Raw genomic sequence first — 16,204 nt, 5'->3', positions numbered from 1 at the left:
GACATTCATTATGAGTAATTCAATCAGCACGCTCAAAGGGCAGTGCATTGCCGAATTCCTCGGAATCGGTACCATCATTTTCTTCGGCGCCGGCTGTGTTGCTGCGCTAAAACTGGCCGGTGCCAGTTTCGGCCAGTGGGAAATCAGTATTGTCTGGGGTTTGGCGGTATCAATGGCCGTCTATCTGAGCGCGGGCGTATCGGGCGCGCACCTTAACCCTGCGGTGACCCTGGCATTATGGCTGTTTGCCAGCTTTGAAGGGCGCAAAGTCATTCCTTATATCATTGCGCAGGTCGCTGGTGCCTTCTGTGCCGCCGCGCTGGTTTATGCCCTGTATTACAACCTGTTCTATGACTATGAACAAACCCATCAAATGGTACGCGGTAGCACACAAAGCCTCGAACTGGCGGGTATATTCTCAACCTACCCTAACCCGCATATCAGTGTCGGTCAGGCATTTCTGGTTGAAGCTGTAATTACCGCCTTCATGATGGGGCTGATTATGGCACTAACCGATGATGGTAACGGTTTACCAAAAGGCCCGCTGGCGCCGCTGCTGATTGGTCTGCTGATCGCCGTTATCGGTGCATCAATGGGACCATTAACCGGTTTTGCACTTAATCCTGCCCGTGATTTTGGCCCTAAATTGTTTGCTTTCTTCGCCGGTTGGGGCAAAGTCGCGTTTACCGGAGCAAAGGACATTCCTTATTTCCTTGTCCCTGTTTTTGGCCCCATAGTTGGCGCCAGCCTTGGTGCATTTACCTATCGCAGTCTGATCGCCCGTAACCTGCCGGGGACGGTCAGTGAAAACATAGTGGAAAGCGTAGTGGAACCCGTTAGCCGTGCCGAACAGCGGAAAGCGTGATTCCTCACCGGCTGTTATCTGTGGTTCGCCCTGACTTTTCGGGTAAAACGCCACGATAACGGACCGTCGTCCCAGACTCTTGACAACATCAGGACAGTATTATGCCAACAGATAAAAAATATATCGTCGCGCTCGATCAAGGCACTACCAGCTCCCGCGCGGTAGTACTGGATCATGACGCTAACATCGTGGCGGTATCCCAGCGTGAATTTCAGCAAATTTACCCGAAAGCCGGTTGGGTGGAGCATGACCCGATGGATATCTGGGCATCACAAAGTTCTACTCTGGTCGAAGTGCTGGCACATGCGGATATCAGTTCCGATCAGATCGCCGCTATCGGTATCACCAATCAACGAGAAACAGCCATCGTCTGGGATAAAGAGAGCGGCAAACCGATCTACAATGCCATTGTCTGGCAGGACCCACGCACCGCCGATTACTGCGCCCGGCTGAAAAAAGAAGGGCTGGAAGAGTATATTCAGCATACCACTGGCCTGGTGATTAACCCCTATTTCTCCGGAACCAAAGTAAAATGGATCCTCGACCACGTTGAAGGTTCACGCGAACGCGCTAAGCGTGGCGAATTGCTGTTTGGCACCGTAGATTCATGGCTGGTATGGAAAATGACCCAGGGCCGGGTCCATATCACCGATTATACTAATGCTTCGCGTACCATGATGTTTAATATCCACACGCTGGACTGGGACCAGAAGATGCTGGATATTCTTGATATTCCTCGCGAAATGCTGCCAGAAGTCAAAAGCTCCTGCGAAGTATATGGCCAGACGAACATCGGAGGCAAAGGCGGTACGCGTATCCCTATTGCCGGTATTGCCGGTGACCAGCAGGCAGCGCTCTATGGTCAGCTGTGCGTTCAGCCCGGCATGGCGAAAAATACCTATGGTACCGGCTGCTTTATGCTGATGAATACCGGTACCGAAGCGGTCACCTCGTCACACGGCCTGCTAACTACTATCGCCTGCGGTCCGCGAGGCGAAGTAAATTACGCGCTGGAAGGCGCGGTATTTATTGGCGGAGCCTCAATTCAGTGGCTACGCGATGAAATGAAACTGATTGGCGATGCCACCGATTCTGAATATTTCGCCATGAAAGTGAAAGACACCAATGGCGTCTACATGGTGCCGGCCTTCACCGGACTGGGGGCCCCCTACTGGGACCCTTACGCCCGCGGTGCAATTTTTGGCCTGACGCGTGGCGCAAGCGCCAATCACCTGATTCGCGCGACGCTGGAATCGATTGCCTACCAGACCCGCGATGTACTGGAAGCGATGCAGAATGATGCCAATACCCGTTTACAAGCGCTGCGGGTTGATGGCGGCGCGGTGGCCAATAACTTTCTGATGCAGTTTCAGTCGGATATCCTCGGCGTGCGGGTTGAACGCCCGGAAGTGCGCGAAGTGACTGCACTGGGCGCGGCCTATCTCGCCGGACTGGCGGTGGGTTTCTGGAACGATCTGGATGAAGTTCGCGCTAAATCCATCATCGAACGCGAATTCCGCCCTGGTATTGAAACCACCGAACGTAACTACAAATATGCCGGCTGGAAAAAGGCGGTAAAACGCGCTCAGGCGTGGGAAGACGAAGCCAACTAACGGCATCACTGTCGGTCAGCACTGCGCCTGTGGGCTCTGCTCACAGGCGTTTTTTTTTAGCTGTTCCGGCTGTGTTACACTGCCAACCCTGTTCACTGTGCCGGAAAAGGCGATGAAACGAGAACTTGCTATTGAATTTTCACGCGTCACCGAAGCTGCTGCGCTGGCCGGTTATCACTGGCTGGGACGCGGCGATAAAAACGCAGCCGACGGTGCGGCAGTCCATGCAATGCGTCATGTCCTGAATCAGATTGATATCGACGGCCAGATTGTCATCGGTGAGGGGGAAATCGACCAGGCCCCGATGCTGTGGATCGGTGAAAAAGTGGGTAGCGGTCGGGGAGATGCGGTCGATATTGCCGTCGATCCCATTGAAGGGACGCGTATGACTGCCATGGGCCAGGCTAACGCTCTGGCGGTCATGGCGGTGGGTGAAAAAGGCTGTTTTTTGCATGCCCCTGATATGTATATGGAAAAGCTGATTGTTGGCCCCGGAGCCAAAGGCGCCATCGACCTGATGTTGCCTTTACAGGATAACCTGAACAATATCGCCAGCGCACTGAATAAACCCCTCAGCCAGCTGACCGTCAGCATTCTGGCGAAACCGCGCCATGATAGCGTGATTAAACAGATGCAACAGTGGGGCGTGCGGGTATTTGCTATTCCTGACGGCGACGTAGCCGCCGCAATCCTGACCTGTATGCCAGACAGTGAAGTTGACGTGCTTTATGGCACCGGCGGTGCGCCAGAAGGCGTGGTTTCTGCCGCAGTCATCCGTGCGCTGGACGGTGATATGCAGGGCCGACTGTTGCCCCGCCATCAGGTGAAGGATGACACCCCGGACAATCGCCGTATTGGCGAAGAGGAACTCCGTCGCTGTCAGCAGATGGGTATTGCGGCCGGTAGCGTACTGACACTGGCAGAAATGGCGCGCACTGACAACGTCGTTTTCACTGCTACCGGCATTACCAGCGGCGATTTGTTGAAAGGAATTCAGCGCCGCGGCAATGTCGCAAGCAGTGAAACCTTGCTGATCCGCGGTAAATCGCGCACCATTCGCCGTATTCAGTCAGTACATTATCTCGACCGTAAAGATAGCGCGCTCCACCGCTGGATACTGTAAACCGTGCTAAGGTCTGTGCAGTCCGACCGGGCTTTCGGCTGGCCGGCGCGATAGCGGCAGCCAGCAGAACAAAATCAACAACGCCAGCGCAAACATCAGCATGCCAAGGCTGAACTGATCCTTCTGCGGCAGCATGGCTGACAGCCACGCACTGAGCCCTGCCCCAAGATTCTGCAATCCACCCACCAGTGCCCCTGCCGTACCAGCCAGCCACGGCCAGGGTTCCATTGCGCCGGTGGTGGCCAGCGGAAACAGCATGCCTGCACCGAAAAAGAACAGCGCAGCGGGAACCAGCAGCGTCCAGACGTTCATGATGCCAAACCAGGCAGGCAGCCACATCAGCAATCCCGCCATCAGGCAGCTGTTCACCGCATACCACATTATCGTCTGACTGCTACGCTTATCGCGACCGGCAAACCAGGCACCAAAAAATGCCGCCGGAATCGGCAGAATAAATAATATACTGACGGTCATGCTGTTTAAGCCCAATACGCTACCCAGCAACACACCACAACAGGCTTCAAATACGGCAATACCCGCCAGCGCTCCAATCAGCATAATCAGATAGCGGACAAAATTGCCCTCTGCCAGCAGCGGACGATAACGCGAAAAAAACGGTGGCCTGACGCCGTCATAATAAGGCCGGGTTTCCGGCAACCAGCGCAACATCGCCAGGCTAACCGCCAGACAAAGTATCAGCAGAAAAGCAAAGCAGGCACGCCAGCCATATATTGAAGCCAATATGGCGCCTATGAGCGGCGCAATCAGTGGACTGACCAGAATGCCCATATTCAGCAGGCTGTTGGCGCAACGCAAGTCTGCGCCATGATAAACATCACGCGGCAGCGTACGCGCCATGACCCCTGCAACACCGGTTCCCAGCCCCTGAATAGCGCTTCCCAGCACCAGTTGGGCAAAGTGGACAGAAAATAGCGAGATCAGCGTTCCGATAATAAAAATGATCATGCCCAGCAGGATGACCGGACGACGGCCATAAGAATCTGACAATGGCCCGTAAATAAGCTGCGAACTGCCGTAGGTCATCAGGTAAGCAGCCATAACCTGCTGGACAGAGCCATCCGGCACCGCCAGTGCAACGGCGATTGCAGACACCGCCGGAACGTAAATGGTTTGCGACATTTGTCCGACAGCCACCAGCACAATTAACATCAGTAAAATGGCATTACTTTTTTGATCTTTCATCAGACTTACCACAGAATGATACCCCGTCATTCGAATATTTTTCAGCGTAAACGACGGATCTGTAAAAATTATTGCGGGGAAAATATCAAAATTCGCTGAGAATTCGAGAGGGAAACCAAAAATTTCTGCAAAGCCTGCTGTCAAGATTTAGATACAGCCCAGCCGCCAGCCACCAGGATAAATGGCACCCGATTTGTCGACAAGAGCTTTGTCCGGACCGTGATACTGGAAAAACAGCGATACAGTAGCGATGATACGCTGAGCGATGGACGAATATCATTAAATGAGGAGGCATCATGGCCGAATGGGTCAACGCAACGGTAAAACAGGTGAATAACTGGACAGATGCGCTGTTCAGCCTGACGGTAAATGCCCCCATTGCGCCTTTCACCGCCGGACAGTTTGCCAAACTGGCGCTGGAGATTGAAGGTGAACGTGTGCAGCGCGCTTATTCATACGTCAATGCACCAAGGGACAGTGACCTGGAATTTTATCTGGTTCTGGTACCCGAAGGAAAATTAAGCCCTCATTTGTATGCTCTGAAGCCCGGCGATCAACTGATGGTCACCAAAGACGCCGCTGGTTTTTTTATACTGGAAGAAATTCCTGAATGTGAAACGCTGTGGATGCTGGCGACCGGTACCGCTATCGGCCCTTATGTGTCAATTCTGCAGGAAGGCAACGATCTTGAGCGCTTTAGCAATATTGTTCTTATCCATGCAGCCCGTTATGCCGCTGACCTGAGTTACCTGCCGCTGATGCAGCAATTGCAGCAGCGCTACAAGGGTAAGCTCAGAATACAAACGGTGGTCAGTCGCGAAGAAATGCCGGGCTCGCTTAACGGGCGTCTGCCGGCATTAATTGCCAGCGGTGCGCTGGAAAAGGCCGTCGGACTACCGTTGCGCGCTGAAAACAGCCACGTCATGCTGTGCGGAAACCCGCAAATGGTGCGTGATACCCAGCAGCTGCTGAAAGAGAGTCGTGGCATGCAAAAACATCTGCGCCGCAAACCGGGCCATATGACCAGCGAACACTACTGGTAATTAGGTTCACGGCGACGACCGAAGAAAACCACCGGCTGCGCCGCTTTACCAAAGCGGTTAGCGCCGGAAGTACCAGGCAACGCGCCGAGTTCAACCAGCATGGTCAGTATAATCAGCGTCGGAATAAAGAAGCCGAGAAAAACCTGCCATTGCAAAGGCAGCAGCGAAAGATCCGCATTCAGCAGCACCCAGACAACAATAAACAACAGCGCCCATTGTCCCCCTTTATTACGGTCATGCAACCGTTTTACCATCACTGCCGCCATTGGCCATAGCAATAACAGCACCAGCAATGCGGCAGTCCGGCGCTCGATTCGTCCGTTTCCTGCCAGATTGAACAGCAACATCATCAGCAGCGCCCAGACAACCAGCCAAAGCCAGAAATCACGTCGTCCCAGCCTGCCGCGCCAGGACAGGCACCAGTGTCGTAAAGTCATAATAAGTGTTCCCGTAAAGCTCATCGCCTTTGACATTAACCGCCCGACTCCGTTTTAATCTGAGCTACGTTAATTTCAGGGCAGATGAACGATGAACAACCTGTTGTATACTGGCTTAATGACGGCCTTTCTGCTGTTTAGTAGCCTGTGTCATGCCGATCCCAGGGAACGCAACGAAAGCATGCCGATGGCGGCATACTTGCTGGCCGGGGCCCCTACTTTTGATGTGACTATCGGACAGTTTCGCGAGAAGTACAACGCCAGTAATCCTGCACTTCCCCTGAGCGAATACCGGGCAATTGATAATCGTGATGACAAGAGCAATCTGACGCGTGCAGCCAGTAAAATCAATGAAAATCTTTATTCATCAACCGCGCTGGAGCGTGGAACCGGAAAGATCAAAACCTTACAGATAACCTGGCTGCCGGTTCAGGGGCCTGAGCAGAAAGCAGCTTATGATAAAGCGCTGGCTTATATGGCGGCCCTGGTACATTATTTTGAGCCGATGCTCAGCGAAGAACAGAGCCTGAAACGGGTAACGACCCTGCTGGCAAAAGGCAAAGGTCAGCGCTACTTTGCCAGCAATGAAGGCGCTTTGCGTTATGTCATTGCCGATAATGGTGAAAAAGGACTGACTTTTGCGGTAGAACCTCTCAAGCTGGCCCTGGCACCCGATAACCCACCAAAATGACGAAAAGCAAAGCCTTAGCGCTTTTTGATCTCTATACTGTCAGGCAGACCCTACCGCCCATCGGGCGGTAAATTAAAACTTATCGCGTTTCGCGTGGAGGATATAATGCGACATCCATTAGTAATGGGTAACTGGAAGCTCAATGGTAGCAAACAGATGACGGCTGAACTCATCGCCGGTTTGCGCAGTGCCCTGAGCAATGTCAGCGGCTGTGATGTGGCAATAGCGCCTCCGGCAATCTATTTGCAACAGGCCCACCAGGCCATTGGTGACAGCCAGATTGCGCTGGGTGCCCAGAACGTGGATATCAACCTTAGCGGCGCCTTCACCGGTGAAGTTTCTGCCGATATGCTCAAAGACATCGGTGCTCGCTATATCATTATCGGCCACTCTGAACGTCGCACCTATCATAAAGAAAGCGACGAATTAATTGCCAAAAAATTCGCGGTGCTGAAAGCCGCTGGCCTGATTCCCGTGCTGTGTATTGGCGAAACCGAAGCCGAAAACGAAGCCGGTAAAACCGAAGAAGTTTGTAGCCGCCAGATTGATGCGGTGCTGAACACGCTCGGGGCCGACGCCTTCAACGGTGCGGTTATCGCTTATGAACCGGTATGGGCAATCGGCACCGGAAAATCCGCTACACCGGCACAGGCACAGGCGGTACATAAGTTTATTCGCCAGCACATCGCCCGCCAGGATAGCGCCGTCGCTGAGCAGCTGATTCTGCAATACGGCGGTTCTGTTAATGATAAAAATGCCGCTGAGCTGTTTGCCCAGCCAGATATCGACGGCGCGCTGGTTGGCGGTGCCTCTCTGAAAGCCGATGCCTTCGCCGCCATTGTGATTGCTGCGGCTCAGGCCAAACGTTCTTAATTCGCCCCTCACTGACAACCACCTGCCTGGCAGGTGGTTTTTTTCACCGTTAGCGCAGCCCTGCAGCAGTAAGCTGATTAAGGGGTACCATTACGTCCCCACAGCGCAAAGCCAGTCCTGCTGGTCAGACGTTCATAATAGGCGCGCACAGCCGGCAGAACGTCATGTTCCAGCGGCGTTTCATAAAAACGGTTTACCGAGAGTCCAATCGGAATATCGGCCAGACTGAAATCCTGGCCGGCAACATAAGCCTGAGTGCGCTCCAGCTGCTGATTAAGAATACCCATTACATGGTTCCAGCCTTTACAAGCCGCAGCCAGCAGCCTGGCATCCTGGTGGGCGGGAGAATGACGCACTAAGGACATAAATGCATAACGCCAGGCGCTATTAAGTTCACAGGCCTGCCAGTCAATCCACTGATCGACACGTGCCCGCAGCTGGGGGGCGCCCGGATATAGCCATTCAGCCTGACAACTATTCGCCAGGTAACGAATAATGGTATTCGATTCCCACAGTACAAAATCATCCTGCACAAGCACCGGAATTTGCGCATTTGGGTTCAGCGCCATAAACGCATCCTGCTGCAGGGATTTGAAACCCTGCCCCCAGTCTTCGCGCTGGTAAGTAATATCCAGCTCATCGCAGACCCACAGCACTTTACGCACGTTGATAGAAGAGGCACGACCGAGAATTCTCAGCATTGTCATTCACCCTTATAGGCAGCCGCCGGGTATTAATAGCGCGTTCTCACTTTGCCGGCAATCTGGTGGCAACCCTGGCATGATATCGCCAGTGACCGAAGACAAAATAGTCTCTGCCAGCAGCCAGCTAGCGGGCGAATCACGCATTAGTGGATCATACCAGGCTATTTTTATCTTATTGTAGACTTTTATCTCACTTCCTGTCTGAATGGCGGGCACATTAGATACAAATAGAATGGCAAATCCCCAGAAATGCGCTTCACTGTTTTATTAATAAGAACAATGGGGATAACTTATGGATAAATTTCACGCAATGCAAATTTTTGCGCGGGTTGCCGAGCTGGAAAGTTTTAGTCGGGCAGCAATCAGTCTGGGTCTGGCAAAAGGTAACGTCTCACGCCAGATACAGCTGCTTGAAAAACATATAGGGACCCGCTTATTGCTGCGCACCACCCGTCGCGTACAGCTGACTCATGATGGACGGCTCTACTACGAGCGTTGCCGTAACCTGCTGGCCACGGTGGATGAAATGGATGAACTGTTCAAACATGACCCGGCCACCCTGAGTGGACAGCTGCGGGTCGATATACCGGCTGAACTGGCCTGCGCATTTGTTATTCCAGCGTTGCCGGCATTTTTACAGCACTATCCAGGCATCTCGCTGGAGCTCAGCAGCAACGAGCACCGGAGCGATGTCATCGGCGAGGGATTTGACTGTGTGCTACGAATTGGCGACGCAGAAGAATCCGGGCTAATGACTCGCCGGCTCGGCCATTTCCGTATGATTAATCTTGCCAGCCCGGGCTACCTCGCGCGTTTCGGCACGCCGCTATCGCCAGACGATTTGTCTCAGCACGCTATGGTCCATTACCAGCCTGTGCCGACTTCCGCCCATCAGGGTTTTGAATTTTTTGACGGCCGGCAGTGCCATTATATTCAAACCGGTGGCGTGATCACGGTGAATAATCGACTCACTTATCACAACGCCTGCCTGGCCGGATTGGGCATTATTCAGGCGCCGGCAGCCAGTTTTCACCCGGCATTACAGGCAAAACAGGTTGTCGAAGTGATGCCCCGCTTTAGCGCACAACCGGTACCGTTATCGTTGCGTTATCCTCAGCGACGCAATCTGAGCCGGCGTACCCATGTTTTCATGGAGTGGCTAAGTCAGACGCTAAAACCGCACCTCGCGTCGTGAAGGCTATACTAGCTATGAATATTATTTGCAAAGGAAAAAAGGTTTGATGACGGACAAGCACAATCCTCCCCGTCCGCAGGAGAAAAATCAGGATGACACCCAGCCGCTGCTGAATGTCAAAACCGGCAATGAAACGGTCGATAAATCCATTACGCGTATTTCCCGTTTCGTCAGCTGGTTTCAGGCTATTCCAGCTGTCGCGCACTTTATTCGCGCCGGTGAACGGTTTAATGACCGCCTTGGCAGTCAGTTTGGCGCCGCTATCACCTATTTTTCATTTCTGTCGTTAATCCCCATCCTGATGGTGTCCTTCGCCGCAATCGGCTTCGTGCTGGCGTCGCATCCCACCCTGCTCACCGAGCTGATTAATAAAATTGTCAATAATATCAGTGACCCGAATCTGGCAAATACGCTGAAAAATACGGTCAACACCGCCATACAACAACGAACCACCGTCGGATTAACCGGTCTGCTGGTGGCACTCTACTCCGGAATCAGCTGGATGGGGAATCTACGTGAAGCTATCCGTGCTCAGTCACGCGATGTGTGGGAGCGTCAGGCCCAGGATCAGGAAAAGTTCTGGCGTAAATATATCCGTGATTTCATTTCCCTGACCGGATTAGTGCTGGCCTTAATTGTAACGCTGTCGCTGACATCCGTTGCCGGTGCAGCACAAAACGCAATCGTCTCGGCGCTGGGATTGCAGCATATTGAATGGCTAAGACCGGCGATGACGCTAATTGCCACCAGCATCTCGGTACTGGCTAATTATCTGCTTTTTTTGTGGATTTTCTGGATTCTTCCGCGCCATAAACCCCGCAAGAAAGCGCTGTTTCGCGGGACGCTACTGGCCGCCGTTGGTTTTGAAGTGATCAAATTTATTATGACGCTAACTTTACCAAAACTGGCCACCTCCCCTTCCGGGGCTGCCTTCGGTTCAGTTCTGGGACTGATGGCTTTCTTTTACTTCTTTGCGCGTCTGACGCTATTTTGTGCCGCCTGGATTGCCACTGCCGAATACAAAGACGATAAGCCGGTTGAAGGCCGCCATCACTCCGGCTAATTTATTCCTGCACCGTCGGCACATGCGTATTGCCATACGCCAGCGCACAACGGTGATCCTGAATGTCTTCTGCCGACGCACGGTTGAGCGTCAGCAGATTACGCTCAATCACCATCATCGCCCAACGGCCATCATTCAGCGCCGCCACCGCGATACCATAATGCCCCATTGCTTGCCTGGCACCGGGCACTTCTTCACTCAGATAAAGAAACGGACTTTTATGGTTAAATTCATCGCGGGATACGGTTCTGATCAACCATTCATACTGGTTGAGCTTTTCTTTTTGCCAGCGGCTGCTAAGGCGTGGCGTCAGCTCGTCCAGCCGTCGTCGTACCTCCGGTTGCAGGCAGGAGATATGAATATGCAGCTGGTTTTGCGAACGGCTCCACGGTGAATTCACTGCCAGGGAAAAGATCCTGTCCGCCAGCGGCCGGCCATAAAGTGCTTGCGCATAATGGCGGGCATGCCAGGCCTCTGCGAAATAATTGGTACTGGCAGTCAGCAACTGCGGACTTTCGATACCATGAATACGTGCAGCAGGCAGCAATAAAAACTGCAGCGGCCCATGACGGTCCTTCATCACCACAAAACCCTTATTTAAATCAACCAACTGACAGGGCGCAGGATTGTGATGAGCTTGCTGATTGACAATACATTGCTGACTGATAATTCGCCAGAGTGCGCCTGCATGACTGTGCAATGACAGCGCCAGGTATGCCCCGGCGCCAATGGCTAACAAAATAACGACACTGAGGAGAACAGTGCAACACTTTCTTATTTGTGTCATAACCACCTCTGACCGTCCCTGTCAGCAATGTAATAGAACCGAAGGCCGGGGTCATGAAAAACTTTTCCTGCTAAGCCGGGTGAGACTTCCGTTAGGGTTTCATTACCTGATCATAGGTGCCGCCGTCGGCAAAATGTGTTTTCTGTGCCTTTTCCCAGCCACCAAATTTATCCGCAATCGTAAACAGCTTTACCGGTGCGAAAACGTTAGCAAACTTTTTGGCTACCTGCGGATCGCGGGGACGGTAAAAATTTTCTGCGGCAATAGCCTGCCCCTCGGGGGAATAGAGATATTTAAGATAGTCTTCTGCTACTTTGCGCGTATTACGTTGGTCCACCACCTTATCCACCACTGAGACGGTAGGCTCCGCCAGAATAGACTCACCTGGCGTGACAATTTCAAACTTGTCTTTGCCGCCCGGCAGCTTATTTACCGCCATGTAGGCTTCATTTTCCCAGGCAATCAGCACGTCACCCAGACCACGCTCAACAAACGTATTGGTCGCTCCCCGGGCACCGGAATCCTGCACGGTGACATTTTTAAACAGCGCGCGTACAAATTGCAGCGCTTTTTGCTGATCGCCGTGGTTCTGGTCAAGGGCATAACCCCAGGCGGCCAGATAATTCCAGCGTGCGCCACCGGATGTTTTTGGGTTAGGTGTGATAACCGACACGCCAGGTTTTATCAGATCATTCCAGTCATGGATCTGCTTTGGATTACCTTTACGCACCAGAAAAACAATGGTGGAGGTGTAAGGGGCAGAATTTTCAGGCAGACGCTGAATCCAGTTTTTATCAATGCGCCCGCGCCCGGCAATCGCGTCAATATCCGACTGTAACGCCAGGGTCACCACATCAGCACGAATACCGTTGATGACCGACGTCGCCTGCTTGCCGGAACCACCATGCGACTGACGGATAATCACATTATCGCCGGTCTCCTGCTTATAGTGCGCCGCAAATGCTTTATTGTACTGATCGTACAATTCACGCGTTGGGTCATAGGACACATTCAGCAGTTCAATATCTTTTGCCAGTACGCTACCGCAAGCCAGTAGCAGGATGACGCCCGCACTCCACTTTTTCATTATCCGGTTCTCCATCGTAATCACCGTTCAGAGCGTGACACAGGCTTAACCAGATTTTAAAGAATTAAAAATAAAATATGATAACTTTTTAGTATATAACAGCGAAAAAAAAGGCGCTGTAACCAGCGCCTGACGAAATCAGTAAAGCTTTTTGGCCATCTCCAGCCAGTCACTTTTGAACGGGCGTTTCATATTTTCAATCGCGTCGATGATATCGTGGTGGACCATTTTCTCATTCTGAATACCCACACAGCGGCCACCGTAGCCTTGTAACAACAGCTCGATTGAATATGCCCCCATACGGGAAGCCAGAATGCGGTCATAAGCCACCGGCGCCCCACCACGCTGGATATGCCCCAGCACCGTTGCGCGGGTTTCGCGCTTAGTTTCACTCTCAATATAGTGAGCCAGCTCGGTGATATCACAAATGTGCTCGGTGATGGCAACAATTGCATGTTTTTTGCCTTTGGCAATTCCTGCTTTAATCTCTGCCAGCAGCTCTTCACGGGTATAAGGTGTTTCCGGCAGCACGATAAATTCACAGCCACCGGCAATAGCAGCGGCCAGGGTCAGATCGCCGCAATAACGTCCCATGACTTCAACAATGGAAATTCGCTGATGTGAAGAAGAGGTATCACGCAGGCGGTCTATTGCCTCCACCACCGTCTCCAGCGCCGTAAAATAACCGATGGTATAGTCAGTACCGGCGACGTCATTATCAATGGTGCCAGGCAGACCAATACAAGGGAAACCCATTTCTGTCAGGCGCTTAGCCCCCATGTATGAGCCGTCACCCCCGATAACCACCAGCGCATCAATACCGCGCTTTTTCATATTATCAATCGCGATTACACGTACATCTTCATTACGAAATTCGGGAAAGCGCGCAGAGCCGAGAAAGGTGCCACCACGGTTGATCATATCTGAAACGCTATAGCGATCCAGGTTAATCATCCGATCTTCATACAAGCCCAGATAGCCATCATAAATGCCAAAAACCTCCAGTCCTTCACTCAGTGCCGCTCTCACCACACCACGAATAGCGGCATTCATCCCGGGAGCATCGCCACCACTTGTCAGTACACCGATTTTTTTGATCATGACAACCTCTGAACTGTTGAAGCTAAATTGAATTCCTGACCGGAAAAAGCGTTTTTGCCATGCGCAACGTTAAAACCGGCATTAAGATTATTGATAGCTATAGTATATCAAAGACCTCAAGCTGAATTGATTCAGGTCAGACAACATCAGGCTATTATTGTTTACATGTTAACATGCATCCCGGAAATTCCCGCTTCCATTGTATCTTCAGGAGGTTACAACTCATAGTGTCCTTGCCGATCCGCCGGCACCACAGAACAGGGATCGATATGAATGATGACATCAGAACCTGGAAACTTTTTCAATAACGCCTGTTCCATCTGATCGGCCACCAGATGAGCATCAACCAACGGCAAACTGTCATTCATTTCCAGATGTAGCTGAATAAAGCGCGTCGGGCCTGACATTCGGGTCCGCAACTGGTGTGCTCCGGCTATCCCCGGCCAGCCTGCTACCAGTGCAATAATTTCCTGACGCTCGTCATCAGGTAAAGCACGATCGAGCAACGACTGCACCGCCTCATAGCCCATCTGCAGCGCGCTATACAGAATATAAACGCCAATGCCCAGGGCAAAAAGTGCATCTGCTCGCAGAAAACCATACCAGCTAAGCACCAGAGCGATAAGAATGGCACCGTTCATCATCACGTCTGCCTGATAGTGCAGCATATCTGCTCGCACCGCCTGACTACGGGTTTTGCGTACCACCCAGCGCTGGAAAGTCACCAGTAAAAGAGTACTGGCTAATGCAATCAGGGTCACGACCACCCCTAAGCCGGCACCTTGCATCGGCTGAGGCTGAACAAGATGCTTAAAACCCATCAGAAACAGGAAAAGGGCCGATCCGGTAATAAACATACTTTGCGCCAGCGCCGCAAGCGACTCTGCCTTACCATGACCAAAGCTATGCTCTTCATCAGCAGGCTGTAATGAATAACGCACCACCAGAAGATTCGTCAGCGAAGCGGCAATGTCCACTAACGAATCGACCAGGGCCGCAAGAAGACTGACTGAGCCGGTATACCACCAGGCAAAAATTTTTATCACTAATAATGTTACCGCCATCACCGTTGCCGCAAACGCTGAGCGACTCACCAGGCGTCCGTATTGTTGCTGTTCCATGGATAATATCTCTAATTTATAAGATCTCTTAATGACAATTTTAACAGGAAAATAGACACTGGCGGTTGGTCATAAAAAATCACCTTCTGTCAGTACTTTTTTATCCTGTAAAAATCCTGAACAAACAAGCGACCATATAAAACAACCGGTAAACCCGGTGCAAATTGTCCTGAGCTTAAAGGCGTAGAATAGTTAAACCAACTGCACGCTGTATTGTTCATATGAAAAAGGAGTTTTATCATGCAGCGTTCAAACTAATACCAAACAAAAACAGACTGATTTCATTTCACTATAAAAAAAACAGATCCGGCAACAAAAAAGTACGCCAGACAAGGCAGAACGGAGCATAATTTTAATCAGGTCAGCCGGAAAGCAAGTTTTATTCTGCAATCAGATAACTCCGGCCAGTCAGCTGATAAACGCAAGGTTTGCTACATAACATTATGTTTAAAAGATAGCATCAGGTATAACTCAGTTAAAAACTGAGCGCTGACCATTAAGAACAGAAAAAACCAGTCATGTCAGTACATCACCCGCTGGTTGTGATGCAAACAATAATAAAAAGCATTCATACTGCGTATTAGCATGATATTTATGCCCGTTGATTACCAGCATTGGTCAATTGTGACTCAATAATAATAGCGGGCAGCGATCACTGATAATATTGCATCATTTCTATAATAAAGAAACCTATTCGCATTATCAGCTCTCCATCACAGGATTCACCAGTTGACTCCACTTAATAAGACTTTACTGACTTCCTGTGGGATCTTTAGCAAGACTGATAAAGTGAAATAGGTTATTAAGAATGAGAGCGATAATCAATTAGCCATATTTGCGGGCAAATTTTTCATCGGACATACACAGGTAAATGATAAATTCAATAAAGGCGATAATGGCCGGAATCGCGGTCCAGAAAAACAGCAGATACAATATCCCCATCCCCACCTGGCCCAAATAAAATTTGTGCACGCCGAAGCCACCAAGGAAAAAAGCCAACAATGCTGCGGCTATTTTGCTTTTACGTTCAGTACCATATTGCACAGCACCGCAATCCGGGCACGTTTTAGCCGAGCTGTGGAGCGATTTACCGCACCCACGACAAAAAACGGTGATGCCTCTAATTGGTTGAATCTGATGTATAATGCGGGCTTTTGAGGTTCTCTTATGGCCAGCGTTAACGTTCATTGTCCCCGTTGTCAGTCTGTTCAGGTTTACCGCCATGGTCAGAACCCTAAAGGCTATGACAGATTTCGCTGCCGTGACTGCCACCGCGTGTTTCAACTCACTTACGCTTA

The 16,204-nt window shown here is 51.3% G+C and carries 17 protein-coding genes; 9 read left to right on the top strand and 8 right to left on the bottom strand.

The annotated features are described in order from the left end of the window. Positions 1-10: 10 nt before the first annotated feature. The 3 genes from BL249_RS16045 (at position 11) to glpX (ending at position 3,601) form a co-directional block, all read left to right on the top strand. Positions 11-865, top strand: coding sequence for an MIP/aquaporin family protein (locus BL249_RS16045; protein WP_099706202.1), 855 nt, complete (start codon positions 11-13; stop codon positions 863-865). A 101-nt stretch (positions 866-966) separates the two neighbouring features. Continuing rightward, positions 967-2,478: a glycerol kinase GlpK gene (gene glpK, locus BL249_RS16040; RefSeq protein WP_099706201.1), complete on the top strand. Its 1,512-nt coding sequence runs from the start codon at positions 967-969 to the stop codon at positions 2,476-2,478. A 112-nt stretch (positions 2,479-2,590) separates the two neighbouring features. Then, positions 2,591-3,601: a class II fructose-bisphosphatase gene (gene glpX, locus BL249_RS16035; RefSeq protein WP_099706200.1), complete on the top strand. Its 1,011-nt coding sequence runs from the start codon at positions 2,591-2,593 to the stop codon at positions 3,599-3,601. 6 nt (positions 3,602-3,607) lie between these two features. Here the strand turns inward: glpX and emrD are convergent, their stop codons facing one another. After that, complete coding sequence (gene emrD / locus BL249_RS16030; RefSeq protein WP_099706228.1) at positions 3,608-4,804, bottom strand: multidrug efflux MFS transporter EmrD; 1,197 nt, start codon at positions 4,802-4,804, stop codon at positions 3,608-3,610. A gap of 296 nt (positions 4,805-5,100) precedes the next feature. Between emrD and fpr the strand changes: the two genes are divergently transcribed. After that, positions 5,101-5,847: a ferredoxin--NADP(+) reductase gene (fpr, locus tag BL249_RS16025; RefSeq protein WP_099706199.1), complete on the top strand. Its 747-nt coding sequence runs from the start codon at positions 5,101-5,103 to the stop codon at positions 5,845-5,847. On the opposite strand, the gene BL249_RS16020 is transcribed toward fpr, so the two are convergent. Then, a complete protein-coding gene (locus BL249_RS16020) occupies positions 5,838-6,284 on the bottom strand; it encodes a DUF805 domain-containing protein (protein WP_099706227.1) in 447 nt (148 codons plus the stop codon). The two genes, fpr and BL249_RS16020, sit on opposite strands and share 10 nt — an antisense overlap. Before the next feature lie 91 nt (positions 6,285-6,375). Between BL249_RS16020 and BL249_RS16015 the strand changes: the two genes are divergently transcribed. Both BL249_RS16015 and tpiA read left to right on the top strand, forming a co-directional pair. Next, the gene (locus BL249_RS16015; protein WP_099706198.1) at positions 6,376-6,975 is read left to right on the top strand and encodes a DUF1454 family protein; all 600 of its coding nucleotides are present in this window, start codon (positions 6,376-6,378) and stop codon (positions 6,973-6,975) included. A gap of 105 nt (positions 6,976-7,080) precedes the next feature. Next, the gene (gene tpiA / locus BL249_RS16010) at positions 7,081-7,848 is read left to right on the top strand and encodes a triose-phosphate isomerase (protein WP_099706197.1); all 768 of its coding nucleotides are present in this window, start codon (positions 7,081-7,083) and stop codon (positions 7,846-7,848) included. 77 nt (positions 7,849-7,925) lie between these two features. Here tpiA and BL249_RS16005 read toward each other — a convergent pair whose 3' ends face one another. Further along, a complete protein-coding gene (locus tag BL249_RS16005) occupies positions 7,926-8,549 on the bottom strand; it encodes a glutathione S-transferase family protein (protein WP_099706196.1) in 624 nt (207 codons plus the stop codon). A 295-nt stretch (positions 8,550-8,844) separates the two neighbouring features. Between BL249_RS16005 and BL249_RS16000 the strand changes: the two genes are divergently transcribed. Next, on the top strand, positions 8,845-9,747 hold the full coding sequence (locus BL249_RS16000) for a LysR substrate-binding domain-containing protein (RefSeq protein ID WP_099706195.1): 903 nt from the start codon (positions 8,845-8,847) through the stop codon (positions 9,745-9,747). A 46-nt stretch (positions 9,748-9,793) separates the two neighbouring features. Then, positions 9,794-10,810, top strand: a complete 1,017-nt coding sequence (yhjD, locus tag BL249_RS15995; RefSeq protein ID WP_099706194.1) for an inner membrane protein YhjD — start codon at positions 9,794-9,796, stop codon at positions 10,808-10,810. Between the two features lies 1 nt (position 10,811). Here yhjD and BL249_RS15990 read toward each other — a convergent pair whose 3' ends face one another. From BL249_RS15990 to BL249_RS15970, 5 genes are all read right to left on the bottom strand, one after another. Continuing rightward, entirely contained in the window at positions 10,812-11,597 is a 786-nt protein-coding gene (locus BL249_RS15990) for a CDP-diacylglycerol pyrophosphatase (protein WP_099706193.1), read from the bottom strand. A 91-nt stretch (positions 11,598-11,688) separates the two neighbouring features. Beyond that, positions 11,689-12,684 (bottom strand): sulfate ABC transporter substrate-binding protein, encoded by a 996-nt coding sequence (locus tag BL249_RS15985; RefSeq protein ID WP_099706192.1) that lies wholly within the window; start codon positions 12,682-12,684, stop codon positions 11,689-11,691. A 138-nt stretch (positions 12,685-12,822) separates the two neighbouring features. Continuing rightward, complete coding sequence (pfkA, locus tag BL249_RS15980) at positions 12,823-13,785, bottom strand: 6-phosphofructokinase (protein WP_099706191.1); 963 nt, start codon at positions 13,783-13,785, stop codon at positions 12,823-12,825. Between the two features lie 215 nt (positions 13,786-14,000). Next, the gene (fieF, locus tag BL249_RS15975; protein ID WP_099706190.1) at positions 14,001-14,906 is read right to left on the bottom strand and encodes a CDF family cation-efflux transporter FieF; all 906 of its coding nucleotides are present in this window, start codon (positions 14,904-14,906) and stop codon (positions 14,001-14,003) included. 825 nt (positions 14,907-15,731) lie between these two features. After that, positions 15,732-16,022: an NINE protein gene (locus BL249_RS15970; protein WP_446717703.1), complete on the bottom strand. Its 291-nt coding sequence runs from the start codon at positions 16,020-16,022 to the stop codon at positions 15,732-15,734. A gap of 51 nt (positions 16,023-16,073) precedes the next feature. Here BL249_RS15970 and BL249_RS15965 point away from each other — a divergent pair. Further along, a partial coding sequence (locus BL249_RS15965; protein WP_342633895.1) for an IS1 family transposase occupies positions 16,074-16,204 on the top strand: 131 nt, incomplete at its 3' end.

The sequence above is a fragment of the Erwinia sp. OLFS4 genome (assembly GCF_002752165.1).
Lineage (GTDB): Bacteria > Pseudomonadota > Gammaproteobacteria > Enterobacterales > Enterobacteriaceae > Izhakiella.
This window is presented reverse-complemented; position numbering and strand designations above follow the sequence as displayed.

What these genes read in the sequence shown, in the direction of transcription:
- fieF (WP_099706190.1), bottom strand. Translation starts at nt 14,906, where the DNA reads ATGGAACAGCAACAATACGGACGCCTGGTGAGTCGCTCAGCGTTTGCG.
- BL249_RS15985 (WP_099706192.1), bottom strand. Translation starts at nt 12,684, where the DNA reads ATGAAAAAGTGGAGTGCGGGCGTCATCCTGCTACTGGCTTGCGGTAGC.
- BL249_RS16020 (WP_099706227.1), bottom strand. Translation starts at nt 6,284, where the DNA reads ATGACTTTACGACACTGGTGCCTGTCCTGGCGCGGCAGGCTGGGACGA.
- tpiA (WP_099706197.1), top strand. Translation starts at nt 7,081, where the DNA reads ATGCGACATCCATTAGTAATGGGTAACTGGAAGCTCAATGGTAGCAAA.
- BL249_RS16045 (WP_099706202.1), top strand. Translation starts at nt 11, where the DNA reads ATGAGTAATTCAATCAGCACGCTCAAAGGGCAGTGCATTGCCGAATTC.
- BL249_RS16005 (WP_099706196.1), bottom strand. Translation starts at nt 8,549, where the DNA reads ATGCTGAGAATTCTCGGTCGTGCCTCTTCTATCAACGTGCGTAAAGTG.
- fpr (WP_099706199.1), top strand. Translation starts at nt 5,101, where the DNA reads ATGGCCGAATGGGTCAACGCAACGGTAAAACAGGTGAATAACTGGACA.
- glpK (WP_099706201.1), top strand. Translation starts at nt 967, where the DNA reads ATGCCAACAGATAAAAAATATATCGTCGCGCTCGATCAAGGCACTACC.
- pfkA (WP_099706191.1), bottom strand. Translation starts at nt 13,785, where the DNA reads ATGATCAAAAAAATCGGTGTACTGACAAGTGGTGGCGATGCTCCCGGG.
- BL249_RS16000 (WP_099706195.1), top strand. Translation starts at nt 8,845, where the DNA reads ATGGATAAATTTCACGCAATGCAAATTTTTGCGCGGGTTGCCGAGCTG.
- emrD (WP_099706228.1), bottom strand. Translation starts at nt 4,804, where the DNA reads ATGAAAGATCAAAAAAGTAATGCCATTTTACTGATGTTAATTGTGCTG.
- BL249_RS16015 (WP_099706198.1), top strand. Translation starts at nt 6,376, where the DNA reads ATGAACAACCTGTTGTATACTGGCTTAATGACGGCCTTTCTGCTGTTT.
- glpX (WP_099706200.1), top strand. Translation starts at nt 2,591, where the DNA reads ATGAAACGAGAACTTGCTATTGAATTTTCACGCGTCACCGAAGCTGCT.
- BL249_RS15990 (WP_099706193.1), bottom strand. Translation starts at nt 11,597, where the DNA reads ATGACACAAATAAGAAAGTGTTGCACTGTTCTCCTCAGTGTCGTTATT.
- yhjD (WP_099706194.1), top strand. Translation starts at nt 9,794, where the DNA reads ATGACGGACAAGCACAATCCTCCCCGTCCGCAGGAGAAAAATCAGGAT.